The organism is Bacillus sp. SIMBA_074 (assembly GCF_046534555.1).
In the GTDB taxonomy this organism is placed as follows: Bacteria; Bacillota; Bacilli; order Bacillales; family Bacillaceae_G; genus Bacillus_A; species Bacillus_A mycoides.
On sequence record NZ_JAWRYM010001350.1, the window covers coordinates 1 to 230 of the forward strand.

Consider the following 230-nt stretch of genomic DNA (forward strand, 5'->3'; position numbering starts at 1 on the left):
GCCGTCGCTGCGCAGCATGAACGCCGGACTGTGTCCGGCGTCGATGACCTCGAGGTCACCGCTCTCAGGCTGCAGCTCTGCGTGAACCGCCGTGACGAACATCGTCGTCTCAGAGAGGTCCTCTTCGAGGAGTCGGTCGGCATCGGCGATCGCCTCGGCGATGCTGCGTTCGGGCGCCGTGCGCAGCGATGCGCGCACTCCGGCCGCGACGATGGCGGGGCCGGTGCCCT

The 230-nt window shown here is 69.6% G+C and carries 1 protein-coding gene; it reads right to left on the reverse strand.

Annotation, left to right across the window (positions count from 1 at the left end):
- Positions 1 to 230 (reverse strand): SpoIIE family protein phosphatase (locus SB773_RS35100; protein ID WP_410595218.1); only part of this gene is annotated, 230 nt, incomplete at both ends.